This is a genomic window from Algoriphagus algorifonticola, from assembly GCF_007655305.1.
Taxonomy (GTDB): Bacteria; Bacteroidota; Bacteroidia; order Cytophagales; family Cyclobacteriaceae; genus Algoriphagus; species Algoriphagus algorifonticola.
This window is the reverse complement of sequence record NZ_VLOG01000045.1, coordinates 69,620-92,888: the sequence shown is the minus strand read 5'-3', so window position 1 is coordinate 92,888 and position 23,269 is coordinate 69,620. Positions and strand designations below refer to the sequence as shown.

At 38.0% G+C, this 23,269-nt stretch carries 25 protein-coding genes, 1 tRNA gene and 1 riboswitch; of the genes, 8 read left to right on the top strand and 18 right to left on the bottom strand.

Features of this window, described 5'->3' with window-relative positions:
* Positions 1-78 precede the first annotated feature (78 nt).
* Positions 79-747 (bottom strand): TIGR04282 family arsenosugar biosynthesis glycosyltransferase, encoded by a 669-nt coding sequence (locus FL972_RS11745; protein WP_144605652.1) that lies wholly within the window; start codon positions 745-747, stop codon positions 79-81.
* Between the two features lie 639 nt (positions 748-1,386).
* A riboswitch (TPP riboswitch) is annotated at positions 1,387-1,498 on the top strand.
* A gap of 28 nt (positions 1,499-1,526) precedes the next feature.
* On the opposite strand from FL972_RS11745, the gene pnuC reads away from it, so the two are divergent.
* The 5 genes from pnuC to FL972_RS11720 all read left to right on the top strand — a co-directional run bounded on the left by pnuC (position 1,527) and on the right by FL972_RS11720 (position 5,097).
* A complete protein-coding gene (pnuC, locus tag FL972_RS11740) occupies positions 1,527-2,153 on the top strand; it encodes a nicotinamide riboside transporter PnuC (RefSeq protein ID WP_144605650.1) in 627 nt (208 codons plus the stop codon).
* Positions 2,134-3,204 carry an acyl-CoA dehydrogenase family protein gene (locus tag FL972_RS11735; protein ID WP_144605648.1) on the top strand — a complete coding sequence of 357 codons (1,071 nt, stop codon included), beginning with the start codon at positions 2,134-2,136 and terminating at the stop codon, positions 3,202-3,204. The genes pnuC and FL972_RS11735 overlap by 20 nt, the downstream gene beginning before the upstream one ends.
* A gap of 87 nt (positions 3,205-3,291) precedes the next feature.
* The gene (locus FL972_RS11730; protein ID WP_144605647.1) at positions 3,292-3,864 is read left to right on the top strand and encodes a Crp/Fnr family transcriptional regulator; all 573 of its coding nucleotides are present in this window, start codon (positions 3,292-3,294) and stop codon (positions 3,862-3,864) included.
* 78 nt (positions 3,865-3,942) lie between these two features.
* A complete protein-coding gene (locus tag FL972_RS11725; RefSeq protein ID WP_144605645.1) occupies positions 3,943-4,818 on the top strand; it encodes a pirin family protein in 876 nt (291 codons plus the stop codon).
* Between the two features lie 194 nt (positions 4,819-5,012).
* Positions 5,013-5,097 (top strand) — tRNA-Ser (locus tag FL972_RS11720).
* Positions 5,098-5,725: 628 nt separating this feature from the next.
* On the opposite strand, the gene FL972_RS11715 is transcribed toward FL972_RS11720, so the two are convergent.
* The 4 genes from FL972_RS11715 to FL972_RS11700 all read right to left on the bottom strand — a co-directional run bounded on the left by FL972_RS11715 (position 5,726) and on the right by FL972_RS11700 (position 8,180).
* Positions 5,726-6,004, bottom strand: coding sequence for a Txe/YoeB family addiction module toxin (locus FL972_RS11715; RefSeq protein WP_144605644.1), 279 nt, complete (start codon positions 6,002-6,004; stop codon positions 5,726-5,728).
* Positions 6,001-6,252 carry a type II toxin-antitoxin system Phd/YefM family antitoxin gene (locus FL972_RS11710; protein ID WP_144605642.1) on the bottom strand — a complete coding sequence of 84 codons (252 nt, stop codon included), beginning with the start codon at positions 6,250-6,252 and terminating at the stop codon, positions 6,001-6,003. The genes FL972_RS11715 and FL972_RS11710 overlap by 4 nt, the downstream gene beginning before the upstream one ends.
* A gap of 150 nt (positions 6,253-6,402) precedes the next feature.
* Entirely contained in the window at positions 6,403-7,233 is an 831-nt protein-coding gene (locus FL972_RS11705; RefSeq protein ID WP_144605640.1) for an alpha/beta hydrolase, read from the bottom strand.
* Between the two features lie 731 nt (positions 7,234-7,964).
* Positions 7,965-8,180 (bottom strand): hypothetical protein, encoded by a 216-nt coding sequence (locus FL972_RS11700; RefSeq protein WP_144605638.1) that lies wholly within the window; start codon positions 8,178-8,180, stop codon positions 7,965-7,967.
* A 326-nt stretch (positions 8,181-8,506) separates the two neighbouring features.
* Between FL972_RS11700 and FL972_RS11695 the strand changes: the two genes are divergently transcribed.
* Positions 8,507-9,718 (top strand): erythromycin esterase family protein, encoded by a 1,212-nt coding sequence (locus FL972_RS11695; RefSeq protein WP_186300109.1) that lies wholly within the window; start codon positions 8,507-8,509, stop codon positions 9,716-9,718.
* Between the two features lie 43 nt (positions 9,719-9,761).
* On the opposite strand, the gene FL972_RS11690 is transcribed toward FL972_RS11695, so the two are convergent.
* Complete coding sequence (locus tag FL972_RS11690) at positions 9,762-10,667, bottom strand: ArdC family protein (RefSeq protein ID WP_144605635.1); 906 nt, start codon at positions 10,665-10,667, stop codon at positions 9,762-9,764.
* A 644-nt stretch (positions 10,668-11,311) separates the two neighbouring features.
* On the opposite strand from FL972_RS11690, the gene FL972_RS11685 reads away from it, so the two are divergent.
* A complete protein-coding gene (locus FL972_RS11685; RefSeq protein ID WP_144605633.1) occupies positions 11,312-11,974 on the top strand; it encodes a DUF6933 domain-containing protein in 663 nt (220 codons plus the stop codon).
* A gap of 206 nt (positions 11,975-12,180) precedes the next feature.
* On the opposite strand, the gene FL972_RS11680 is transcribed toward FL972_RS11685, so the two are convergent.
* From FL972_RS11680 to FL972_RS19675, 8 genes are all read right to left on the bottom strand, one after another.
* Entirely contained in the window at positions 12,181-13,221 is a 1,041-nt protein-coding gene (locus tag FL972_RS11680; protein ID WP_144605631.1) for a nucleotidyl transferase AbiEii/AbiGii toxin family protein, read from the bottom strand.
* Entirely contained in the window at positions 13,214-13,828 is a 615-nt protein-coding gene (locus FL972_RS11675) for a DUF6088 family protein (RefSeq protein ID WP_144605629.1), read from the bottom strand. Before FL972_RS11675 ends, FL972_RS11680 begins: the two co-directional genes overlap by 8 nt.
* A gap of 665 nt (positions 13,829-14,493) precedes the next feature.
* The gene (locus FL972_RS11670; protein WP_144605627.1) at positions 14,494-15,171 is read right to left on the bottom strand and encodes a DUF2461 domain-containing protein; all 678 of its coding nucleotides are present in this window, start codon (positions 15,169-15,171) and stop codon (positions 14,494-14,496) included.
* Positions 15,164-15,640, bottom strand: coding sequence for a DUF1905 domain-containing protein (locus tag FL972_RS11665; RefSeq protein WP_144605625.1), 477 nt, complete (start codon positions 15,638-15,640; stop codon positions 15,164-15,166). Before FL972_RS11665 ends, FL972_RS11670 begins: the two co-directional genes overlap by 8 nt.
* A gap of 463 nt (positions 15,641-16,103) precedes the next feature.
* Positions 16,104-17,069, bottom strand: coding sequence for a HEPN domain-containing protein (locus FL972_RS11660; RefSeq protein WP_186300108.1), 966 nt, complete (start codon positions 17,067-17,069; stop codon positions 16,104-16,106).
* Positions 17,056-17,679, bottom strand: a complete 624-nt coding sequence (locus tag FL972_RS11655; RefSeq protein WP_144605621.1) for a hypothetical protein — start codon at positions 17,677-17,679, stop codon at positions 17,056-17,058. The genes FL972_RS11660 and FL972_RS11655 overlap by 14 nt, the downstream gene beginning before the upstream one ends.
* A 12-nt stretch (positions 17,680-17,691) precedes the next feature.
* On the bottom strand, positions 17,692-18,360 hold the full coding sequence (locus FL972_RS11650; RefSeq protein WP_144605619.1) for a hypothetical protein: 669 nt from the start codon (positions 18,358-18,360) through the stop codon (positions 17,692-17,694).
* Positions 18,361-18,437: 77 nt separating this feature from the next.
* Entirely contained in the window at positions 18,438-18,572 is a 135-nt protein-coding gene (locus FL972_RS19675) for a hypothetical protein (RefSeq protein WP_262710904.1), read from the bottom strand.
* A gap of 145 nt (positions 18,573-18,717) precedes the next feature.
* Between FL972_RS19675 and FL972_RS11645 the strand changes: the two genes are divergently transcribed.
* A complete protein-coding gene (locus FL972_RS11645; protein WP_144605617.1) occupies positions 18,718-19,125 on the top strand; it encodes a helix-turn-helix domain-containing protein in 408 nt (135 codons plus the stop codon).
* A gap of 54 nt (positions 19,126-19,179) precedes the next feature.
* On the opposite strand, the gene FL972_RS11640 is transcribed toward FL972_RS11645, so the two are convergent.
* The 4 genes from FL972_RS11640 to FL972_RS11625 all read right to left on the bottom strand — a co-directional run bounded on the left by FL972_RS11640 (position 19,180) and on the right by FL972_RS11625 (position 23,259).
* Positions 19,180-19,938: a hypothetical protein gene (locus tag FL972_RS11640; RefSeq protein WP_144605615.1), complete on the bottom strand. Its 759-nt coding sequence runs from the start codon at positions 19,936-19,938 to the stop codon at positions 19,180-19,182.
* 169 nt (positions 19,939-20,107) lie between these two features.
* Positions 20,108-20,935 carry a hypothetical protein gene (locus FL972_RS11635; RefSeq protein WP_144605613.1) on the bottom strand — a complete coding sequence of 276 codons (828 nt, stop codon included), beginning with the start codon at positions 20,933-20,935 and terminating at the stop codon, positions 20,108-20,110.
* A gap of 224 nt (positions 20,936-21,159) precedes the next feature.
* Complete coding sequence (locus FL972_RS11630; RefSeq protein WP_144605611.1) at positions 21,160-21,594, bottom strand: hypothetical protein; 435 nt, start codon at positions 21,592-21,594, stop codon at positions 21,160-21,162.
* A 9-nt stretch (positions 21,595-21,603) separates the two neighbouring features.
* The gene (locus tag FL972_RS11625) at positions 21,604-23,259 is read right to left on the bottom strand and encodes a hypothetical protein (RefSeq protein ID WP_144605609.1); all 1,656 of its coding nucleotides are present in this window, start codon (positions 23,257-23,259) and stop codon (positions 21,604-21,606) included.
* Positions 23,260-23,269: the final 10 nt, after the last annotated feature.

Genomic DNA, 23,269 nt, shown 5'->3' with positions numbered 1-23,269 from the left:
CAATTGAATAAATGAATAGATGTCCCTGAAGGAATAGCTCCAGGGAAGATTTGATTTGAAGAAAAGGTTGATAATTGATTAAATGGAAAGGGGAGGTGCCCTTAGGGGATTATCCTTTGGTAGGAGTAATTTCTCGAAAACAGTTTTTGTATAGAGAATGAATGATTTTAAACTAAAAAGCAGGATTGCAATCCAGTTAACATTCTTTCTGACTATAACTAAAGATTGAAAGTCATCTATATCTACTAGGCACTCGAGTTGCTCGACTGAAGTATAAGAGGAGAGTAATTGCAAAAGTTTAGAGTGTAAGCTATCCTTATTCCAAGGTAGATTTTTAAATTCCTCTTCATAAAAAGATTCTTCGGTCAGCGCAATTAAGTAATCTCCACCATCTGCAGCAGGACCAAGTACAGCCTTAGAATGGATCAGAGATTTACTCGCCTTCTCAATATGAGATAATTCCAGTTCGGGAATATCATTTCCAATGGATATAACCTTTTGGTAACCCTTTGAAAAAACTTCTTTGAAAGCATTGGCATAGCGCTCTCCAAAACTTGTTCCTTCCTGGAGATGATCAAAAAACCAAAAGGTTTTTAAACCTGAGTTTTGAGCTAAGGATTCTGTTTTATTATGAAGATCTTGGAAAAGTTTAACTGCGTCAGCATAATGAGCTGCCCCAAAAAGGCTTTTTCTCCTAGCTTGATAAGCAGGAGAAAGGGCATAAATCATTAAAACTGGCTGATCCATCAGTTGAATTTAAGTACGAATTTAAGAACTATTGATTCAAGGAGTCCTATTTCATCTGCACTTACGAAGCTAACTCTTAGATCGGCTTAAAGTTTATAAAAATTTTTAAAGAACTGTCGTGGAGGATGCTTTTTGGAAAATGGAGGGGTAGGAGACGAGATGCGAGATGCTAGATGCGAGAGACGAGAAGCGAGAGTCGAGTAGGAAAGATAATTACGAGCGGCCGAAAGGACTTAATTCTAATTCGATAGCATTTAAGCGAGTTTGACGATGATCGGTGCCTGCCCGCCGAAGGAGGGGACCATGAACTTTTAGCTTTTTTTACTCAATTACTCGATTACCCAATTACTCAACAAATGAACACTGAACATCGAATGATGAATAGCGAAGTACTTGCGGGCAGAGAGGATTTGAGATTTACGAAAGACGAATTTCGAATAGCAGAGAGGGTTCAACCTTTATTTTACAACATTTTAGCGAGCCCAACGATGAACATTCAAGTTATCAATTCATCAAATACTAAGATGTACAGTTATTCAACGACAATAGCTTCCGTGTAGTCAATATCGAACCTACGGCTGCGATCCGCCTTTTGGGATAAGTAACTTTTTCCTTTCAGAACTAACTGCTACCTTCGTACTATCAATAAAGGGGTGCCTTAAATTAAAGGCTGAGATCATACCCATCGGTGGTAATCCACTGAGCACCTGATCCGGGTAATGCCGGCGTAGGGAAGATTTTCCAAACCTCCTTTTTTGAATAATCTTAGCGTTATTCAAATGGAAATTAATTTAAGCATGGATCTGCTTTGGCAGCAGATTAGTAATACCGGAGCTCTTGAATGTGTTGCCGTTTGTTTTGGCGTAACAGAAGTGCTTTTAGCGCGCAAGGATAAAGTTTTGCTATATCCCGCTGGAATCATCAGTATCTGTGCAGGGGCTGTGGTACTTATTCAAGCCAAATTATATGCAGAAACGCTCCTCAATGCCTATTACCTGGTCATGAGCATATATGGTTGGGCAAAATGGAATAGTAAATCCGGTTTTGGAGCTCCACAAATCAGCCGAAGTTCTAAAATTGAGCAGCTAGTTTCATGGGGTATAGCTTTGGTGGGCTGGGGAGTTTTATATGGATTCCTTACGGGCTTTACTGATTCTGATGTACCCCTTTTAGACTCTCTGATCTCTTCAACTGCCTGGGCGGGGATGTGGCTTTTAGCTAAAAGAAAGCTGGAAAACTGGATCTGGCTCAATATTTCCAACTTGATAGCCATACCACTTTTGATCTATAAAGGCTTGATTTTATTTGCAATTTTAACTGTCTTCCTATTCGTTGTGGCAATTTTTGGCTATTTGGATTGGAAGAAAAAACTTGAAAATGATCCCTATGAACTCCAACCTGTTTGATAGCACATCGGCTGCCCAAGCTGAAAAACTGGGAAGTTTGCTGCCCGAGTGGATAGCTGAAATTGAAAGAGAAAAATTGTTCCAATTATTCGTGCCCAAAAGATTTGGCGGTTTGGGATTGACCTTGTCCCAAGGACTGATGGTGGAGGAAAAATTGGCAAAATCGGACGGGAGCCTGGGTTGGACCGTAACCTTATGCGCAGGTGCCTTGTGGTTTGTAGGTTTTTTGGATCAAAAACTGATTAAAGAAATTTTTCCCAATCCAAAATTATGTTTTGCAGGGAGCGGGCATGTGGGAGGTAGAGCAGAAAAAACAGAAAAAGGTTACCGTATTTCCGGACATTGGAATTATGCTTCAGGGGCCTTACACGCCACGCATCTGACAGCTAATTGTGAAATATGGGAGAATGGAAAGCAGGTGATGGACTCAAAAGGAGAGCCGATGGTCCATGCTTTTATTTTGAAAAAAGAGGAGGTGAAAATTTTGGACTCCTGGCATTACATGGGAATGATAGCTACAGGAAGTTACGCCTTTAAATGTGAAGATATAGATGTGCCATTCCAAAGAGCATTTCAAATTCTTCCTGAATCAGCAACCTTGAAAGATTCCATTTTTCAATATCCCTTTCTTCAATTAGCCGAAGCGACTTTGGCTGTGAATATTTTGGGAATAACACTGCACCTACAAGAGCTTATTCGAGAGACTTTCCGAAAAAGAAATGAGAAGAAGCATTTTTCAGAAAAGCAGTTGGCTTATGCTAATAAGCATTTTGAGAATACGGCTGTCCAATTAGGAGAGGTAAAGGTTGCGCTTTATGGGGCAGTTGAGAAATCTTGGTCTGAATTGGAAAGAGAGGGAGTAATCAAAGACAACACTTTACAAGAAGTTTCCAATGCGAGTAGAGCATTGGTTCAAGTTGCCAGAACCTGTAATGCAAGCATTTATCCCTTGGCAGGCTTTGAAGCTACAAAAAGTGATTCGGAGTTAAATCGGGTGTGGAGGGATTTCAATACCGTTAGCCAGCATTCATTATTGACTTTTCCTTTTTAAAAGTGTTTTCAATAGGTAGATTTCTAACTGAATAAGACTTTTTCTCTTTGAGATTTTATACTTTCAATTCTCAAGAATAGATGTATTATGAGCAAGTCACTTTTTGAAATTCAGAAAATAACGCAAAGTCAGAATTTTTTGGAAGAAATATTTTCCAATTGTAATTCAAAAGTTATCCCTAAGAATGAGTTTCTTCTCAAAGCAGGTGAGCATTGTACGCATGCCTTTTTTGTAAAAAAGGGCGTATTGAGGCAATTTGTTCTGAGTGAAGAGGGAAAGGAAAGCATTGTGCTTTTTGCATCAGAAAACTGGATTTTAGCTGATAGGGCCAGTACCTATTTTCAGGAGCCATCTGAATTTTATATACAGGCAGTAGAGAGCAGCAAAGTGTATTTTTTGGATGAAAAATTTATTCAGGAGCTATCTATGAAAAACACGGATTTTTTTGATTTGAATACCAAAATGCTGCACAACCATATCCGTCACCTTCAAAATCGGATCAAACATCTATTAAGTCTTAACTCCAGGGATAAATATCTGCAGTTTGTGAAGCAATACCCGGACTTGTATGGAAGAGTTCCGCAAAGTATGATCGCATCTTATTTAGGAATGACTCCAGAGACATTGAGTAGAATTCGAAGAGAAGCGAGCCACGAATAACTTAGGTAATTACTTATTTTAGATCAATTTCCGGATTGCTCATCTGGGCTATTTTTGTATAAAAAAGAAAGGAATACCATGAAAACCAGATCTGTAGAATTGATTACCCAGCCAACTACTCCTCATTTTGTGGGAGATGGGTTCAGGGTTCATAATTTCATTCCAAGTCAAGAAGGCTTGAGTATGCAGCGAATGGATCCATTTATTATGCTGGATTATAATTCTCCCCATCATTTTGCTCCCTCAGCCCGTCCCAAAGGTGTGGGAGTACATCCGCATAGGGGGTTTGAGACGGTGACGATTGCTTATAAAGGAAGAATAGCGCATCACGATAGCAGTGGAGGTGGGGGAATAATCGGTGAAGGAGATGTGCAATGGATGACTGCGGGGAGCGGTGTATTACATAAGGAGTACCATGAAGAGGAATTCAGTAAAAAAGGAGGCCTGTTTCAGATGGTTCAATTGTGGGTAAACCTGCCCTCAGAACATAAAATGACCAATCCGGGATATCAGGCAATCAAGAATGATAGCATACCCAAAGTAAGCAAGGATGAGGGTAGAGTAGAAGTGGAGGTCATTGCGGGAAAGTTTGAGGAAGAGCGGGGAGCGGCTCATACTTTTTCCCCGATTTATCTTTATAACATCAGGATGAAATCTGGGGGGAAATTAGGTTTAAGTTTACCGGAAAACTTCAATACTTCTTTGCTAGTGCTGGAAGGAAAAGTAAAGCTAAATGGTCAAGAGCTGTTGGAACAAAATCAATTAGCCCTGATGAAAAATGAGGAAGGTGAAATTGGGGTACGGGCAATGGAAGACTCATTGGTTTTGCTATTGAGTGGGAAACCCTTGGCAGAACCTATTGCTGCTCATGGTCCTTTTGTGATGAATACCAGAGCAGAGTTGATGCAGGCTTTCCGTGATTTTGAGGCTGGGAAGTTTGGTTATTTGGAATGAGGCAGATTTTAAGTGATCAAATTTCAGAGTTTGAAAAAAAATATGGCTTAAAAATCAGTCGTTTAGAATAAAATCTATGTTTGGGCTTTGCAAAAGTTGAGTTTCATCTTACTTTTGCAATCCCAAACAATGAGAATTGTAAGGGTATTGAGAGTTTTGCCAGACGGAAGTCTTGAAAACGAATCAAAATTAATAGAGGAGTGGCAGAGTGGTCGATTGCGGCGGTCTTGAAAACCGTTGTACCGCGAGGTACCGGGGGTTCGAATCCCTCCTCCTCTGCAAGTCAAAAACCTAACTATCTGAAATACTGATAGTTAGGTTTTTATTTTTAGACACAGGGATCTTTTAAGGGTCTTATGATTCTGATCTAGATCAGAATTTGTCGTCTTTTTGGATTTAGATCACGCCAGTTATTTACTCTGCATCCTATCGCTCCCATTTTCAACAGGCTCGAACGATTCGTACCGTGCGAGGGGTACGAAGTGTACGATTGGTACGAATTGCAAATGGCTTTAGAAGCCAAAAAGAAACTTCAAAGAAGCGAAGGACCCCAGCAAAAAAAAGCAGAATGAACTAAGGCTGACTAGCCTAAAACCCATTCTGGAAAGAAAGGGCTTCTTCAAATGCGCATCTTGTACCAAGGAAAGTACAAATCCAGTTCCTAGAAATAAGGTGACGATCAAAAATGGCTCCAGCATATTAATTCAAAGGCGTAGATTTAAGATTGGCCCAGCTACAAAAACATTATTTTCATCACACAGGGAGATTGAGTCCTCACCCAGTGTTTCGATTCCTAAAATTTAATCGGCCCATGGATTTGACCTACCAGAATTAAATTCCAATTTTTTCTTTTTGCTGTATCTGAAGGTAGAGTTGGCCCAATTAATCCTCAGGAATAAAGCTGGTTTTATTTATCACCATAATGACCATAGGCACCTAAAATCGTCACGACGATCTTTGTTCCATCTATCAGATATACAAGCCTGTGTTTTCTATCTATTCTTCTCGACCAGGTGTTTAACTGGTAGTGTTTGAGTCTTTCCGGTTTCCCAGTCCCCGTTTCAGGGTGTTGCTTTAGTTCTTGGATAAGGGAGAAAAGTTTCTTTAAAATAACTTTGTTTCCGGTCTTCTTCAGCTTCTCAATATCTTCCAGTGCCTCAAATGTATAGTCAATCTCAAATATCATATACCAAGTAGATCCTTCAATTGGTCATCAGACAATTTTACAGTTTTACCTTCGGAGTAGGACTGAATACTCTTGGCCAATCGCTCCTGTACGGCTGGATCATCAAAGAATCGGTCATTTTTTACTTCGTTTGAAATTTCATACACTTTGTCCTTTCCCCGCTGAATGATCACACGCTCATTCTTATCAATCAGGTCTAAATATTTTTTGAGATTTTGCCGAAACTCTCTTGTGCTTATTACTAACATGGATTCAAATTTTGTGTACACGTAATGGTACACAAATTTAAAAGAAAAGGTTCAGAATTTTAGGTAAAAGATGATTTAATCATCACTTGACCCATCAAAGACCTTTTCGGTATCATTTCCCCAATTTGATTTAAAAATACAAGATCAAATTTACTCCTCTCCTAGAAATCTATCTATCTGCCCCACAAACCATCCTCCAAATCCCATATTGTCATAGTCCACCTGAAATCCAGTTAGATGATCACCTTCATATCGGATAATTGAACAATTGGTCCCAAGTTTCTGCTGAAGTTTCAAAGCTGAATCGTGGGTGGTAACTTTGTCATTTGATGCTGTCAAAATCAGAAGGGGACAGTCGATAGATTCAAGGGATTTTTTAAACTCACTGCTATCTTCTGGTAGAAGAATTTCTTTACCCTGTTCTTTGTAGTAACCCACAATTCCATCAGGATCAGTGACAAATCCTTCCCCAATAATAAAATCAATCTGATTTTTAATCTGTGGATAGGCTCTTGAGGCTATAGTTGTTCCCATCGACATGGCCCATATTCCCAATTTCTTGTTTGGGATTTCTTTTGAAATGGTTTCGACCACAGCTTCCAGATCCCAAGCAAATTCCTTGTAATAGAGAAATTCTTTTTGAATCTCGAAATCTTGGCTTTTCCCAAATCCTCTATAGTCAAACGTGACTACGGTATAGCCAGCGTTTGCCAAAATGGCTGCATGGTAAACAAAATAGGACATATTCCCTGCATCAGGATACGCCAGAATCAAAACTGTATCTCTGTCCTTTTCAGGTTTGGCCTCGTAAATCCAGGTATTGAGTCGAAAACCATCTTTGGTGTGAATATCCAATTGTTGGTATGCCCACTTGACTGAATCCGGAGTACGGATGTATTCTCGATCAGGAATTATCGAATAAACAGAATTGAAGCTAAAGAGCAGTAGGAAGAACAATATTGCTTCTGTAGATTTTTTCATAACGATTTGATTTTTAAGTCTCTAAACGAGCTCCAGAAAGAATTATACTCTTTTATATAATTACATCTTTACTTATTTACACAAATAATCATAACAACTTTGATTCTAAATCGTAAATTAATAAATTGATTATCAAAGCATTCAATTATGTGGCCGACTATAAAATTTTTAGGAACCATTTTCATCAGCTTCATAGCAATGATTGGAGCATTGGGGGCAGAGAATCCTTTTCCGCTTTTTGCGGTTGCCTGGGGGATTTGGATACTATATATCGTAAGTCTACGGACAAAAAGAAAAAAGGAATTGGACAGAGAACGACTAATCCGAGAAATTTTGGATAAGCTTTAAAAACAGCAAAAATTTTATATAGGCATCCCCCTCTCTCTTAATTCCCTCAAGCACGCCGCTAGCTTGATTGCGTCTCCATCGTCAAGTGATGAAATCGCTAACAAGCACAATTCCTTTAGCCGCCGTCCAGCTGCAAGTCGCTCATACGGTAACTTCAAATTCGTGACACAAATTCTCCTAATCTTCCTACGGATACGACCTTCCAATGTCACCAGCTCCTCCCTGAGACGATCTTCTTCTGGTGTTAATTTTTTTGACATTTTCATGTCAATATTTTAAACACTTAATTTCGCTATTGCAAGGCCTCTCCCCGTCACTTTTTAAAAGTGACTAGATTTTCAGGGTTAAAGGAATGGAGATTCCTGATCAAAACTGAAAAGCTATTAGTTTTCCAGATTCCACATCCACCTGTCGGCTGCAGCTTTCCAATCACCGATATGTTCTCCTGATTCCCAACGCCAACTTTTTATTCGCAAGCAATAATAAAAAACCTCTCCTTCTTCTTTATCAAACTTATTTGTGATGAAGTACCTCTTTACTTCATTCCTACAAGGCATTTCAAACCATAAACTTTCCCAATTTCTTGCTTTGCAAATCATAGTCTTTTGATTTGGTGGAGCAATAAACTTCCTGAAAGAATTGGCCCATTTTTCACCAGTAGATCAGTAGTTGGGACATTTTACTTTGAAAAAAAATCAAAGCTTAATTCAAAAAATCTTGAAAAAACCTACATGATAACCTCATAATTCAGTTTTTCAGTCAATCCCAAATAATAAAAAACTAAATAATTTTATATTATTTTCCGTAGTTCAGCCGTTCGAAATCTAAATGACTTTTAAACATGAAGAAAAAAATCTGGCTCCCCGTTTTTCTGATAATTGCTGCTGGAATCTATTTTTTTTACCACTTCTTCCTTATCGATTTTTTGAATCCCTATGATAAATCTTTTAAGGAATTCGTAATTAAATCCTCAACTCCAATAGAAAACATAGATCCAAAAAATTCTAACTACGAAGGCTATGAAAAGATTGCCGCAGCAATCGGTGATTCAAAAGTTGTTTTTTTGGGTGAACAAGATCATGGCGATGCTCCTACATTTTTAGCTAAAACTAAAATCATCAAATACTTGCACGAAAAAATGGGATTCAATGTATTGGTGTTTGAAAGTAACTTTTTAGGGCTTAATCAATCTCTGGCAAATCAAACAGATTTAAGGTTTTCCACTAGGGAAGACTACCGAGATTTCATTTTCAAAAGTTGGACTAACTGCATGGAGTGTACCGGACTTTTTAGCTACTTAGATTCAATTCGCTCATCAAGTAATCCTATTCATGTATCAGGTATGGATCCAAGGCTTAGTCATTCTGGCGAGGGGCCATTTCCAATTACTCATTTCATTCAGGGTTTAGCAAATGAAAACCTCTTTTCCGATGACACGGAAAAAGAAAGTCTAACGAAAATCTTAGAAGAATTAGTGGAAAATGAATATGATTCCGATCTCAGTTCAGATCGAGTTGATTCAATTTATAGTTTTTTTGATCGGGCTGAAAATAAATTAGTGCATAGTTCTTTTTTGTTTCAAGCAGTGAGGAACTTAAGAGGGTATACCTCTTCTGCTTTAGATTCTACAGATAGTAATAACCCCAGAGATATTCAGATGAGCGATAACTTCTTGTGGCTTAAAAAGGAAGTGTTTCCTGATGAAAAAATTATTGTTTGGGCAAGTAGTTACCATCTTTTTAAAGGATTCAGAGATTTGACTTATCCGATCTTTAAAACTGACACAATTAATACCGGAACTTTGATTGCAGATGAGATTGAAAACGAATTATATGTTTTAGGTTTTACATCCAATAAAGGCCAAGCAGGCAGACTTTACCTTCCAAAATATGATCTGAAAGAGCCAAGACCGAATTATTTTGAGGCTTTTGTTGAAGAAACTGAGGCAAAATATGCGTTTGTCAATTTTTCAAATAAAGCTAACCCTGAACATGAAAATCTTAGCTTCTGGATGAAAGGCCTAATACATTCACCTAATAAATTTTACTGGACGAGAATGTTCGATGGGGTATTTTATATCGAAGAAATGTACCCATGTTCAGATGTACTGAACATTGACAAATATGCCGTTGATTAGTTGAAACAAATGTCTTGTCAATTTCTGGTGCAAAAATGGGGGATTACTCCTCCCCCTCCTGGTCAATTCCAAGAATATAATTCGCTGCTTGATGTGCCTTTTGTGCAGCATAGATCAGCATTTTTGGATCTTCCTTTAGTGGCTTAAACCATCCTTTCAGATAGGCCAAGGAGTTTTTGAAATTGGCATCCTTGATTCCGGCAAGGGCATTCAAAAAACTAGCTCCCATTTCAGCAATCAATTCCTCTTTTGAATATTCCACAGAACCAAAGCCAACCAAAGCCGGTCTTGCTGCAAATCTTCCTAATCTGCAGGCATGGCCTGTGCTATGAATCATTTCGTGAAATAGGACTGAATAATATTGCTCGTCTCCTTTGAAGGATTCCTTTTCCGGCATATTGATAAAATCTCTGGAAGGGCTGTAAAATGCCTCGTCTCCTTCATGAATAATATCCGGACAAGTGCTGTAGCCTGAAATGATGGATTCGCAAGTTTCGATTTGGGAAAAAACCCTTTCTTCAGTTCCATCAATGGAAAAGTCGATACCTTCTATTTGATCGATATTGAAAACTGTCCAGATAAAAGGGGTAAACTTCCTTCCAAAGAGGTCCTCGTTTTCTCCTTCTTCATTGGTAGCCTTTCCTTTTACAAACTTGGAAATCTTCCAGAATACGACTTTAGAGCCTTTTTCATCCTTCTTGACATTTCCGCCAAGGTGTCTTGCCTGATTATAAGTCAGGAAATAAGGACTTTTGAATTTCTTGGAAATGGTAACCCAAGCAAGCCAAAGTGCATTAAATCCCAAATAGGGACGGTTGGAAGCGTAATTCTTCGGAGAGTTTTTCGGACTCCAAACTTGCTCCCAAGTAAGGTTTTCATTTTGGATACCTTCGATGATTTCGTTGGTAACGGTCTCCGCTAATTGGTTGAAATTTTCCCAAGCTTTCATAGTGATAGTGGTTTAAAGGTGTGACAGAAAAGGATTGATAAAGCGATTATTAATTTGTCTATCAGCCACATAAAGTCCAGGTATATCCAAGGATATTAGGAAGATCGACCCGACACTTAAACCGAGATTTTTCCCGAGTACAAGGGGTAATTTTTTGGAAGTGAAGGGCGATATGTGGGCGTGAAGTGACATTTTTTTTATCCACTGGTATTGAGGTTCTGACCGACATGCAACCCATAGAGTGTGGTTCTGCACAGGGCAAAAGCCTGGGATAAAAAACTGGGAGTTAGTCCGTAGGAGACCCTGTTTTTTAGATCAGGGCGGAGCGTACTTTTGACTAGTGCAGGTTCACACTCAACCTTTGCATCGTCGTGTCATACACCGAAGACCAGGGGATAGGGAAGAAAAAAAATGGAACGGAGCGCTCACCGACCGAAACGGACAAAAATCCCGATGTGCTCGGAAGAAAAATCAAAAAAGGCTTGCCCCCCCCTAAAGGAGGCTCGGGCTACGGCTTCAGGAGACGGCCTTCCCGAGTCCCAGGCTTGCCGGGACTTAGGAGAAGGGTAAGTGGAGTGAAGCGGTAGCCGTGGGGAGTGAAAGCCCTTTCCTAGAGTGGAGAGAAAGGAGCTGTCAATTGAAAAATGGCGCGATTGGATCGGAACGAAAGGAGTGGGCGAAACGGGGAAAATCCACATCTTTCCAAAATTTCACATCTTTACAGAAGATTCTTATTTGCGATGTCCACAGCCATTCATGTCAGCAAAAAGCTGGAAAAACTGATCAAAAAGTACGTTACTCCTTCTGGTTCGACTGAAAACACAGGAATCCTGGGGAAATGGAATGCTACTGTCTTTTTTACCAGTGGAAGAAAAAATTGGTTGCTTTATAATCCAAAAACTCATTATTCCCTGATTTTGGAAAACCTCTCGGTAAAAGACTTGCCGAATATTAGGGAGATGATCGCCGAAGAGCTCCAACTTCAGCTAACTGTGGATAGCATCGATACAACTCAAGAGCAAGTCAATTGGCTCTTGGATGAAATCAACTTCCACCCCACAGATGCTGATCGGAGCGCTATTGCTCATATCAACCAGCTCTTGTATATCATAGAATTTCATCAGCATCCAGAATACTACAAGAGCCTTGCTGAGCTCAACTTCGATTTAAATGACAGAATATTCAGCTTGGATGGCTCTTCCAGATTTTCTCAACTTACCAAACCAAAAGAGCAAATGAAAAAAATACTAGGTGTCTATCTGGCTTCAAGTCAAGACAGTCCCAACAACCATAGCCTGTTGAATTGATTATTGAAAACATTTTTATATAAAAACATTAATAATCAATTACTTCTTTTTTTTTGCAGTGACTTCATCATTTCAACTGTTTTATCCTTAGATGGTTAACCTTGAAAAAGGCTTTCTTGGAAAATTAAAACAGAAGGCAGTACGTCAGGAGTCCGTGTTTCTTAGAGTTTTTAGGTATTGTCTAACCCCAAATTTCAAACTATTATTTATTGTGCTGGATTGGGAAACTTACAATCGAAATCCCAGACAACTGCCTGAAGCTTCGCCTTCAATCCCTCCAAATTATTGATTAAATCTTCAAATGAGGGCTTATTCCCATCGTAGATCATATCCTCTTTCATTTTGGCATAATCAAATTCCCACTCGCCTATCACTTCAGCCGGGGGAATGGGATTTAGTGTTTTAGGGTTGTGGTGATTATAATCCACCTCCCCAACTCTGGAAAATTTATAGCGGTGGGACACGATCGTTTCATATAATTCCTTGTCGCCGAATGCCGATGCTGCAATTCCTGCTTGGGCTAATTGGTGTACATCGTAGAGATGGCGACTTAGCCTATCCACTCGCATTTTGTCTACCGGACGGTGAAACTCCTCATGCAAGAGGAAAAGCTTTTCCAAAAATGTCCGTTCCGGATTTACTGTAGGAACTTCGAATAGAGGTGCCGCAAAATCTCTTTCTGCATACACTTCATCTACTAATGCCCCAAATTTCTGAAAAGTAAATGGCTCTCTCAACGAACGGCAACTGACCTCTATTTGTACTCTTGGCAGAACATATTCAGAACTTGGAACAATGAGATTCGGATAATAGATTTCTAGGACCCTTGGATCCTGATCGCTGTCTTTAGCTTCTATTACTTTGAATTCAAGTTTAGTAAATCCGTTTTCACGAAACTTTTCTTTTAGCTCTTCAAAGAAAACCCCTGTGGTATAGGCTCCCGCTTCTTTCCGTAGTCTGGTGATTTTCGTTTTTGAAATATCACCTTTATAGCCAGTAAAGAATTCCTTGTCGATTGCCAAATCAATATCTTCCGAAAACCGATTGATAAGTTTCCAGGCTTTACTGAGAGAAGTTCCGCCTTTGAATACCAAGTTCGCAGCAATCGGCATCTGAAAAATGATATCCAAGGTGCGGCTCACCCACCAGTCTTTTTCTACGGCAAAGGCTGACATACCCATCTGCTCGGCTATTTGTATGTAGGCATTCCGCTTGGTAGGATCAGGTACATTGAGCCACTTAATCATTGTTTGTTGTCTTTAGGGCTTTTCGCATGATGATCCTGATCCACTCTGGAGCCAGCTTGATATCATGTTCCAAGCGGTAGGGAACTTCTTTTGCCAAATGGCCTATGATGATATTCTCTTCCTCTTCAGTGACCTTGTCTTTCCCAATCTCTTTCAAGGCCTGTATCACCAATGTGCTGATTTTTCCAATGGTGGCTAAATTTCTTGGGCTTGTTTTCTTAAAAACTATCTTTCTTTTGCCCAAATCAATTTTTCTTGCAGAGCCGTCTGTGTAGTAAACCACATTCATAGGCACTTGTGTAGATAGTCCCAAAGCATTCAACGCCAAACTACCGGTAGGAACTATCCTAGCCTTGTCTCTTCGTCTGATGGCTTCTGCAATATCTTCTGTACTTGGTTTTAACGGCCCTAAAATCGGGTCTTCAGCCAAGCGGGCATAGAGACCTCTTGCTACCCGATTCAATTCTTGGCGTTGCACCAGACGCTCCAATGCTTTTGACACAGCTTTAGCATTGCCTATTGACAAGAAGTCATCGACAAAAAACAGCGAACCCCTTGCCGCTTTTTTTACCTTTGCAATCACCTTATTATCAATACTTTGAGTCATATTATTTAGCCTAATATGTCGCAAATATAGTATTTTTTTGCGACAGAATAATCATTTACCCTATAACAAAAAGAGTAACTATTTGATACAGCGTCCATTAAAGAGTTGTCACAAATATTACCGGATTTTGTGACAGACTGTGCTACTCCAATTACCAGATTTATTACTAATCCTCACTACTTCTCCCACTATCTATTTAACTCACCTTGGATTTGAGAGGCTTAACCTCTTGTAAAAACCGACCGAAACGGACAAAAATCGGAAACAAGGATTGCCCCCTAAAGGAGGTTCGGGCTACGGCTTCATGAAACGGCCTTCCCAAGTCCTAGGCTTGCCGGGACTTAGGAGAAGGGTAATTGGAGTGAAGCGGTAGCCGTGGGGAGTGAAAGCCCTTTCCTAAAGTGGAGAGAAAAGAGCTGTCATTTGAAAAATGGCGCGAATGAATCGAAACGAAAGGAGTGGGCGAAACGGGGAAACTGACTTTTTAAAAAATGTAGTAGGCCTTTAGCTTCGCCTCAGAGCACAAGAATTTAGAAGTTTGTCCCCAGTCAGGAATCGAATCTTAATTATTTGTGATTAATGATCTCGAAGAGGTTGAACCATTCAATGATTTTTTAATGTCGAAGTGATCTGGACTGAAGTACTTGAACTATTCCTAATAACTCTTATCCATCATATTCAATGGCCTTATTGAGAAAGTCAATGAGAGGTTTCGCTGTTTGGAATCCTCCTATGACTTTTTCGAGGCATTCTTTACTCGTCAAAAGCGAATCATTTAAAATCTCTTTGGTGCAAAATCCTTTCATCTTCAGAAGTTCACTCGCTGGATTAGTCTCGTCATAGCCGTCTGGCATTTTTTTAAGTTTTCCAACACCTTGAATTCCGTTTGGAAATGTTTTTTGAAATTCAGGTGTGGTTATGGTTTTGTTGAAGCTTGTGAATGAATAATCAATCTCTTGGCGAATTTTCTTCAAATAATCAGGAGTTGTCTGCCAAACTCCACCACCAAACGAGCAGTTTCCTGGTTCTATATGAATAAAATATCCTGCCTTGTTTGGCTCTGGATAATTCTTATTAAAAACAACTAAGACATAGTTTTTGTACGGTGTCTTATCTTTTGAGAACCTTAAATCTCGGTTTACTCTGGTCAAGCATTTTTTAGAGTCTAGGTTGGCTTGTAAAATTGCATGGTCAATTTTTGACAATTCATTCAAAAGGTTTTCAGTCAATTGCAGTATGTCACTTCTGTAATTTTCGTACAAGTCCCTGTTTTGCTCAAACCATTCCCTTGAATTATTTAGTTTAAGATTTGAAAGGAAGTCAAGTGAAGTCTGCTTAATCATTATTTTTACCTAGTTGGTCAATGTATTTCAAAATCATTTTTACTTGCTTGTCATCCGATTTTAGAGAAGTGATTTTTCCAAGAATTTCATTCTGCTCGTCTTTTGTTAGTTTCTTAAAGGCTTTTAATACCCCTGATTCTTTGAATGTCTCTAAAACTTCTTTTTCAGCAATTTGCTCTTTGGAAGTCAATAAGTAAAGTGTCACTGTTACAGTGTCGCCACCGCTTTTGTTGATTGCTTTTCTGATTTTGTCATTTATAGAAATTAGTTTGTCTTCGTCTCCTAGTTTGGCTAGGTTGATACTTTCTATTTTATAGTTATCAATAGTGCCAGAAACTTTCATTGAACCCCATTTCCCGACAATATGCTTTGTCTTCGGGATTTGGATATGATAGGTCCAAGCCCCTTTTCCTGGTTCATAGTTCAAAACCAGTTTTTGCTCCTTAACCAAGTATTCTGTATGATTCATCTGTTTTTGAGCACTTTTATTTGATCTGATTTATTAGCCTCGAAAATCGTCCCAAATGGTATTGAGGTCATTATCGATAGTATTACTTCATACTTTTTAACCCAACTATGGCTGACTTGTTCCGAAAATTAAAATCATCAAAAGAAAGGAATGTAATAACGGAAAGGCTAACGGGTTTCCTCAACAAAACTTCTTTCTAAGCAGCCAAAAAAAGAATTCTCTTAAATCTAATTTCTTGCAATCTTGAAAATCAAGTCCCAGTTCCTTTAAAGCCATTAATAAGTAGCTCAAAAGAACACCAAAGGTTAGAATACCCGCATCCAAATGCGAGGATTCTGCGGTCTGTCTACAATTTTAATACAGGGATTATATCACCCGTTATCGAATAAAGGCCGAATTAACACCAAATTAACCTCGAATTTAGGCGGTATTTAGTAGGAGACTGGTAGGCCTTTGGGTAGGCTTACTCTGCAAGGGAAACTAGCTTCACATACTCACTACTGGCCAAATCAAGTATCAAATTGACTTTGAACTCTAGGTTAGGAAGATCCTTTTCAGGAACCTTAAATCCAGCTTGATACCGTGAATTAGCATAGCACTTATCCAACAGGTTAAGCAGCGTTTCTTCCTCGATGGAAAAAATTGATCCAAATTCGGGGTTGTACTTGGATGCGTAGCGAAGCAAAACTCTGATTTCATGTGTCTTCTTTTCTAGCTTTTCCCAAGCCATCAAAATCGCTCTGAGGGCCATCTCGGCAGATTGATGAAGCAGAAATGGCATCATTTCGGAATTGGCTTGCTTAGCAAGTGACTGGAATTCATTGGCTTTGTCCAGTCCTGATTCAAGCCGTTCAGCAGCTTTGGTGAAAATCGGTTTTCGATCTTCGGGACTTAGGGTCGGTAATCCTTCAAAATCCGGTGAAAGATATTTTGCCTGACTTGGAAATACTTCTTTCCATAGGTAGGGATTCCCTTCAGTCAGGCTCTTTTTCAGGTAGGAACCTGAGATACAATGAACTTGGTGACCTTCATTTGCTGAAGCCAGAAACTCTACCACTTTTTCCAATTCATCGTGTTCATTTGGACTGAGGTGCGGCAGGAGCAAATACCAATGGTGGATATTTGCAATTTCATGCTCATAGACTGCCAGTGGATGAAGGAGTTCGATGAAAGCGGAACAAAGCGCCTCCATTTTGACCGTATTTGGTTGGTCTTTTTGCTTTTGTCTTTTTTGGTATTGATGACTTAGCAGATGGTTCAAAAGCTCATAGAAATACATCCGGGTAGCAATATCCATATCATCCTTCTCCCGCTGTGTTAGGAAGATAATCCAACCCTGAAGCATCTCCCAGAGGTATTCGTGCAATTCATTTTTGGGAAACAGGTTGAACAGGTCATCTGGTGGATGGTCAGTTTCAAATTCCAGCATCGATGGTTGAATTTTGGGTGGGAGAAAAGCGCACATAGATCAGGTAGCAAGCTTCGGTGAGCTTCAGAAAGTATTGGAAATCTTTGTGGTACTCCCCCTCCGTTTCTTCGACAATTGAAAAGGTATAAAAGGCGGCTTCCCTAAAATGATTCCATCGCTTTAACCACGATTTCAATTTCTTGCGCTTGAAAAACTTGCGGATAAAACCACTCGGATCCAAAAGCTCTTCAGGTGAAAGATACTTCGGACAGTATTCGATCAAATGATAAAATGAATCCGGCTTGGCTTTGCCTAAATACAAGTTTTCTGTCCAATCATCAATCAGATGTCCCCAGTTCAATCCGTCCTTTGACATCGCTGGAAAATCCATGAAGCAATGACTCGCATGAATAAGCTTTAAAAACAGATGCCCATTATACATCACCGTATCGGGCAATAATTCCGAATAGTCAGGATCTGGATCAAATACTGAATTTTGGATTTTTGAAACTTTACTCAGCCAAAACGGAAGGTCTGCCATAGAACCAAAAAGCTCCTTCAACACCAGAAAAGCCTTGTCCTTGGTTAGACAGCCATATTTTTTTTGAAGTTTCCTGAAATTATTTTCCATAGTAGATATCGGTTAAAACATAATGGGAAAGTTCAAATTGAATGAATCGTATCCATCGGGCATTTCAGTAGTGAAATGCCGGACATAGATCAGATAGGTAGCTTCCAAAAGCTTATGAAAATCTCTGAAATCAGCCTGAAACACGACGATATCTTCAGGTTCCAAAAAAGTGAGGTTGCTAAATGATTCTTGGATAAGTTGATTCCATCTTCTGGCCCAGTCGGGACATTGCCGTCGATAGTAAAAATCTTTAAGAAATAGGTAGGGATCTTGAATCTCTTTAGGACTGAGGTAGTGTGGCAAGAGTCGGATTCTGTCGATCAATGAAGGTGTCCGCCTCCTGGTATGTTTTAGGATCAGATCCTTCCAAGTGGGGTTTGGACAGGGAGGAAAGTGGGTCTTCTGGCAGAGGAAAAACCCGATGTAGATAAGGTGCAAAAATTCTCCGCCTTGGTTAATAATTGATTTGGGGCTAAGGATCTCAAAACTTGGTTTATCCTGCAAAACTTGATCAAAAATCGCCGACAGATCACTTTTCCAGAAACTCAGTTCGCTGTAATCGCAGAAAAAACGATACAATCCCCTGTGACAATCCAGCAAATCTTCACAGACTCGTTCTTCTTCAAAGGTATTCAGATAATGATACATGACATTGGCTGTTTGTTGGTCAGCCAAATTCATGACTTTCAAAAGGATAGGCTATTCCAGAAAGGAATGACTTAGAAAGAAAATCGGGATAAAATATTCCAGGTATTGGGCTAAAGCGCGGATATGGTTAATGCTTCTTTTTTGGAATGGACTAAAGCCACATTCCTATTCATAGCGATAGAATCTAACTCATGAATAGCCTCCTCTCCTTTGGCAGGAGGAAAAAATGAAATCCAATTGTCCATTTGGGCTTTAGTCCGATTAGTCAGTTTTTAAGACAAAAAAATGATGTAGAAAATTGGCATTCTCTTGCATCATGCGATCCAATTGAATAATTTAGTTTACTCCTTTTCGGGAGAAATTCTTATTTTTCCATTGTACTTCAAGACTATGAACGAGAAAATCCACCACGGCAGAAATATCAAGCGATTTCGGGAGATGATGGGCATCAAGCAGGAAGCCTTGGCTCACGAACTCGGAGGCGAATGGTCTCAAAAGAAGATAAGCATACTCGAGCAAAAAGAAGAGGTCGAGGAAGAATTGCTACGTCAGGTCGGTGAGATTCTACGGATTCCCGTGGAAGCTTTTCAGAATTTTGATGAAGAGCAAGCGATAAACATTATTTCCAATACATTCAATCAAGGATCTTTTTTAAACACAGGTCATACTCCTACTTTTAATATTAATCCATTGGAAAAATTGATTCAACTCCACGAGGAGAAAATCGCCTTATACGAGCGAATGCTGAAAGAAAAGGATGAGATGATGGTGAGGTTGGAGAAGTTGGTGGGGAAATAAAACCATCAATAATACCTAAGAGAATCCATTCTTTAAGCAGAGAGTGTCTAAAAATCATTTAAGCCCCATCAACAACTTCAATGTTGTCAAACAAAATTCTTTAAGTTTCTCAAGCTGATTACTCCCTTTAATTCCTAGCTCCTTATATATCTTTTCTTTATCAAAGGAATGAGCAGCTAAATTCCTTACTTTATTCAATTTATTAGCCTTTTGAAACCAGACTTTATCAAGATGTTTAACAGAATCTAGCCAATTTTCATTCACATTTCTATATTCGCTATTGTTCAAATCTATTGTTGGAACCAATGGTAAATTATTTGACAATAAAAAACTCTCTTGAAAATCAAGGATCTCTTTTTTTATATTTGAATTATCCAAAACAAAGGATAAAATTGCTTTTGGGAGTTCAATTTCAGAAAATTTCCTTTGGGGATTTAATTCCTTTTTTCTTTGATTATAAATGAAATTTTCAAGTAAATTAATACAATCTTTAAATCCTTGAGGCAACAAATTAAATTCTTCATCACAAAATCTTTCAATTTCAAGTCCTTTCTTAAGTAAATTACGAATTGAAAAATCAATTATTAGCCATGATTCTAAAACAATCAAGCGAGGGTTATCGGAATCTTCAACATATTTGATGATTTTATCAAGCTGTTCTATAAACTCTATATAATCCAAAAGCGGGAAAGAATTAATCAAATTTTTCTCTTGATCAATAAGACTGAGCAACCTTCCAATTTCCTTATCACCTTTTGAAAATATCCTTTTCAACCTCTCATTTTCCATTATCCAATTAGTTATTTTTTCCAAACTTCTATCAGCTATAATTCAGCCGGCTCTTCATTTTCTAAACTAGAACTGCAAAATCATAGAGTTTATTAATGTAAGAACCAGAAAATTAACAATCAATATAAATTATCAAAAATCACATATGCAACACACAAAATAGCATTAAATGTAATTTGATACAAGATCAATTTTACTTTAAAAATCTAAAAACATCGTATTCGTGATTATAATATATTTTTCGATATTTTGTAGTTTTTTCATCAATTGGATGTGAAATCACAAATTCATCCTTTTTAAATTCTTTAATTATATCATTTCTTCTATCTTGCTTTAATTTGATTAAATAAAAAGATAATAACGCTGAATAAACAAATCTTTCACTCCAAGCATCATAAGAAATCGAAGGAATATCCCATGTACTATCCCCTTTATAGGTGCGCAAAACAATATTTTTAGTATAACCATTTAAGCTATATTCCGAATGAGCAAATGCATTTCTTAACGAAGTATGAAATCCTTTTGTTATAATTTCAGAAATCGTTAACCCTTTTGTCCTAAACTTATCTCTAATTTCAATCCTTATAAAATTCTGTTTACCCATTTCAGGAACTACTACTTTCCAAGGGTAACTTTTATCTAAAACTAATTGTGAAAGACGGTACAATTGCTTCAAAAGATTTTTAGACTCCCAAATATGGGAGTATATCATTAATTCAAGTGTGATTCTAAATTCATCATCCGGAACATTTCCAACCCCTTTTGGAAAAGAATAAAACGCTTTTAAAAATTGAATAAAAAATTTAAATCGAGATTCATCATTGTAATGATCACCCCTATTATCTATAGAATGAGGATTATATCCAGAACCAATTGGATAAGAAATATCATCATACTCACCAGAAGCCAAAAGCAGAATATATCGATCCTCTCTACTATTACCTTTGATGAAATCAAAAGTTTCATTTACTGAATTCTGAACTTCAGTATCTATTTCTGAAAATCTTTTTTTTGTTATCATTTAAATGGATTTAAACGCACCCCATCAATCTCTCCCATCACCCTATCCGTCTCAGTCAATGCTTTGATGATCCGCTGATAGTACATGATGTCTGAGAAATCAAGGACTCAGCCTTTGCGGTTTTTGAGCAATTCCCAGTTTCATTCATCCCCCATGTTCTTTTCCCTAAAGATATCTGTTTGCCAGAAAACGAAAAGCATTTTTTTGGGTATAGACTGGAATTGTCAGACCTTGGACGATGCAAGAATTGCTTTCGCCAGAAAAGAGAATGAGTGAACGATTCTAGTTCTAGCCGTGAACTTGGTATATTTCTCGCCATCGAATTTATTGTGAACTTCATCAGACCACTTTTCTAACTCTCCATTTTTAATATCGAATTTAAATTCATGAGCCAATTTATTTCTAAGTCGATTCAGTTCAGTCAAAGCTTGAATAATGGATTCCTTTTTGCTTGATTCCTTTAACAAGTTTCTCAATCGGATCACCTTGGAGTTGAAAGATTGATTCTCCGGATCTTTCACTCCCAATCTATCTAATGCTAACTCTAATACCTTTTCCAAGAAAATATGGCCATAAAGGAGTATTAAAGAATATTCCGTCAATGAATCAAGATTTGACCAGACACCCCATTCAATAAAAAAATCAAATTCGCCCTTCATCTCTTAAAATTACTTGGTGAGAACTTCAAAAAGTCGTTTCGCAAAATCTTTTGGGATTCGTTTTTTTTGCGGAATTAGTTTATTTAGAGTGTTGGAAAAGGCAGGTACGAATTTTTTATCCCGGTAATGGCTTTCAAAAATTTCCCAGATTCTTTTTGGAGACTCAGAAAGATAGGCCTCTGAATTTTCCCAATCAGAAATGTGTGTTAGAACCAATCGCTTAATGGTTAATTTCCCGAAATTTAACCCACTTGTTAACTCCTTAAATCGATCATTAAATACGTCTGCAAATAATGCCGTTTGAAAAACTTTTTCGTTTACAACTAAAATTGGAAAAACATGAAGTTGTTTACCAATTGGAAAATCTCTGTCAAATATGGGAGCCATTTCCACTAAAGTTGAAACAGATTTAGCAATTTGATCTACTCCAAACCTTCTAAAAAATTCATCCCTACCTAAATGATATAATTCATCGATATCTCCTCCATATTTTGATTTATCATTAATACCTCCTCCTTTTATTTGACCGACAATAACTTTGTTCTGATAGCGCAGATAAAAATCTGAAAACTCGCTATCTCCTTTTGGATCTGAGACTCTTAGCTGATTAAGGGTCAAAAAAATTGAATACTTGTAACCTGAAAATATTCTCTCTAAAATCCCACAACAATATTGTTCAAAAAACCTCCCAAAATGACCTCCTAATTCTTCTATAGCTTTGTCTTGTTCCTCCCTGTTCTTGCACTCACCCCTTAATAAGTCAAACCAAAAATCATTGATGAATTGGGAATAGCACTTTTCAATTAAAAAAATAGAATCTGCAAGCAGGTAATCATTTTCATTAACCTTAATCAAAGGGGATTTTCTGATTCCAATAAATTTAAAAAGCTCTTTGTTTTTGGTCCGCTTACTTAAACTGTCTAAAAATGGATCACCTCCATTTGATCGATAGCAAAAACCGAATTTTTTATCCTCAAAGGACTCATGCATAATAACCCCCTGAATTTTTTGAACAAATGCTTTCGGTGAGCATCCAAAATTGCTTTCAAAATATTGGTTCAACTTCTGGGAATACTTTTCGACACTTAATAAATATTCTGCTAAAAGAAATCCTCGATAATTTGTGAAAACTGGATTGGATTCAATGGCCAATTCATTTATCGGTATTAAAGCTGGATTCAAATTCTCAAAAGTTGGAGTCTTCTCAAATCCTTTAGACTTTTCTCCAATCTTTATTAATTCAGAATTAACAGCTAACAGGTATTTAAAAAGCCTTTCCCACTGACTAATATTTTCTAATTTGATACCTTCAATAAATGAAATTTCCTGACTTTGGGTAATCTCTTCCATCGCAAACAAAAAGGTTCCTCTCAGAAATATTGATGGAGTAGCCTTTCCTTGAATGTGACTGAGAATTATCCTAAGATAGTAATCATAGCGGAAGTCTGATTTAAAAAGATGTCCTAAAATACTTATTTGAGTTTCGAAACTATCATCAAATTGAACTCGGTTTTTTGCTTTTAGTAGATAATTAAGATATGCTAATTCATATAAAATGGCCTCCTTTGGTAATCCTTCCAAAAATTGAATTCGGGATTTCGGTTCTTCTTTAAAAAATGAAGAATATTCCAAAATCAATCGAGTATCAGGGGCTAATCTTGTCATTTGTCTACTA

What these genes read in the sequence shown, in the direction of transcription:
- FL972_RS11725 (WP_144605645.1), top strand. Translation starts at nt 3,943, where the DNA reads ATGAAAACCAGATCTGTAGAATTGATTACCCAGCCAACTACTCCTCAT.
- FL972_RS11710 (WP_144605642.1), bottom strand. Translation starts at nt 6,252, where the DNA reads ATGTTAGTAATAAGCACAAGAGAGTTTCGGCAAAATCTCAAAAAATAT.
- FL972_RS11655 (WP_144605621.1), bottom strand. Translation starts at nt 17,679, where the DNA reads ATGGAAAATAATTTCAGGAAACTTCAAAAAAAATATGGCTGTCTAACC.
- FL972_RS11630 (WP_144605611.1), bottom strand. Translation starts at nt 21,594, where the DNA reads ATGAAGGGCGAATTTGATTTTTTTATTGAATGGGGTGTCTGGTCAAAT.
- FL972_RS11645 (WP_144605617.1), top strand. Translation starts at nt 18,718, where the DNA reads ATGAACGAGAAAATCCACCACGGCAGAAATATCAAGCGATTTCGGGAG.
- FL972_RS11660 (WP_186300108.1), bottom strand. Translation starts at nt 17,069, where the DNA reads ATGCTGGAATTTGAAACTGACCATCCACCAGATGACCTGTTCAACCTG.
- FL972_RS11700 (WP_144605638.1), bottom strand. Translation starts at nt 8,180, where the DNA reads ATGATTTGCAAAGCAAGAAATTGGGAAAGTTTATGGTTTGAAATGCCT.
- FL972_RS11730 (WP_144605647.1), top strand. Translation starts at nt 3,292, where the DNA reads ATGAGCAAGTCACTTTTTGAAATTCAGAAAATAACGCAAAGTCAGAAT.
- FL972_RS11745 (WP_144605652.1), bottom strand. Translation starts at nt 747, where the DNA reads ATGGATCAGCCAGTTTTAATGATTTATGCCCTTTCTCCTGCTTATCAA.
- FL972_RS11680 (WP_144605631.1), bottom strand. Translation starts at nt 13,221, where the DNA reads ATGATTAAGTGGCTCAATGTACCTGATCCTACCAAGCGGAATGCCTAC.
- FL972_RS11650 (WP_144605619.1), bottom strand. Translation starts at nt 18,360, where the DNA reads ATGAATTTGGCTGACCAACAAACAGCCAATGTCATGTATCATTATCTG.
- FL972_RS11735 (WP_144605648.1), top strand. Translation starts at nt 2,134, where the DNA reads ATGAACTCCAACCTGTTTGATAGCACATCGGCTGCCCAAGCTGAAAAA.
- FL972_RS11705 (WP_144605640.1), bottom strand. Translation starts at nt 7,233, where the DNA reads ATGAAAAAATCTACAGAAGCAATATTGTTCTTCCTACTGCTCTTTAGC.
- FL972_RS11670 (WP_144605627.1), bottom strand. Translation starts at nt 15,171, where the DNA reads ATGATTAAGCAGACTTCACTTGACTTCCTTTCAAATCTTAAACTAAAT.
- FL972_RS11665 (WP_144605625.1), bottom strand. Translation starts at nt 15,640, where the DNA reads ATGAATCATACAGAATACTTGGTTAAGGAGCAAAAACTGGTTTTGAAC.
- pnuC (WP_144605650.1), top strand. Translation starts at nt 1,527, where the DNA reads ATGGAAATTAATTTAAGCATGGATCTGCTTTGGCAGCAGATTAGTAAT.
- FL972_RS11675 (WP_144605629.1), bottom strand. Translation starts at nt 13,828, where the DNA reads ATGACTCAAAGTATTGATAATAAGGTGATTGCAAAGGTAAAAAAAGCG.
- FL972_RS11685 (WP_144605633.1), top strand. Translation starts at nt 11,312, where the DNA reads ATGGCGCGATTGGATCGGAACGAAAGGAGTGGGCGAAACGGGGAAAAT.
- FL972_RS19675 (WP_262710904.1), bottom strand. Translation starts at nt 18,572, where the DNA reads ATGGACAATTGGATTTCATTTTTTCCTCCTGCCAAAGGAGAGGAGGCT.
- FL972_RS11690 (WP_144605635.1), bottom strand. Translation starts at nt 10,667, where the DNA reads ATGAAAGCTTGGGAAAATTTCAACCAATTAGCGGAGACCGTTACCAAC.
- FL972_RS11715 (WP_144605644.1), bottom strand. Translation starts at nt 6,004, where the DNA reads ATGATATTTGAGATTGACTATACATTTGAGGCACTGGAAGATATTGAG.
- FL972_RS11635 (WP_144605613.1), bottom strand. Translation starts at nt 20,935, where the DNA reads ATGATAACAAAAAAAAGATTTTCAGAAATAGATACTGAAGTTCAGAAT.
- FL972_RS11625 (WP_144605609.1), bottom strand. Translation starts at nt 23,259, where the DNA reads ATGACAAGATTAGCCCCTGATACTCGATTGATTTTGGAATATTCTTCA.